Annotated in this window: 1 protein-coding gene; it reads left to right on the plus strand. The window is 71.3% G+C overall.

Features of this window, described 5'->3' with window-relative positions; all coding sequences use genetic code 11:
* Positions 1-370: 370 nt before the first annotated feature.
* On the plus strand, positions 371-670 hold a 300-nt coding region (locus tag BHU15_RS37310; protein WP_303741445.1), incomplete at its 3' end, for a helix-turn-helix domain-containing protein.

Consider the following 670-nt stretch of genomic DNA (forward strand, 5'->3'; position numbering starts at 1 on the left):
CATCCGAACGTCCGCCGGGCGGCCCCACCCCCCACGGGTAAGGACGCCCGGCGGACGTTCGGATGGCCGGAGCGCACCAGGTGCGCCGACCAGGATTCGGGGCCGGAGACCGGTCCGTACGCCGATTCGAATCGTAGCGACTCGTGGAGCTTCGACGGGAACGTCCGGGTAGTCAGCTTATCCGGTATTAGCGGCCGGGCTCACACCAATGACCCCGAGGCATATCCCTGGGGTCTGTTGATCCGGCAATGTCGCCACATTGGCAGAGTGGGGTGTGGTGTGGGGATGATGTGCGCGGCGGGTTTACGCCGTGGCCGGTTCCCGCCACGGCCCGCCGGTTTTGAACGTGTGTCCGGGGAGGGGTGCAGGGGTGCTGGGAGCGATAGGTCTCGACGAGAGACAGGAGTCCGCGTATCGCGCGCTGGTGGCGCTCGGCGCCGCCGAGGCGGCCGATCTGGCCCGTCGGCTGGCGATACCGGAGCAGGACACCGAACGCGCGCTGCGCGGGCTGGAGCAGCAGGGGCTGGCCGCGCAGTCGTCGGCCAGGACCGGGCGCTGGGTGGCCGCGCCGCCCGCGGTGGCGCTGGGCGCGCTGCTCACCCAGCAACGGCACGAGCTGGAGCGGGCGGAGCTGGCGGCCGTACTGCTCGCCGAGGAGTACCGCGCCGAG

Origin of the sequence: Streptomyces niveus, assembly GCF_001723055.1 — a bacterium.
GTDB classification, from domain to species: domain Bacteria; phylum Actinomycetota; class Actinomycetes; order Streptomycetales; family Streptomycetaceae; genus Streptomyces; species Streptomyces niveus.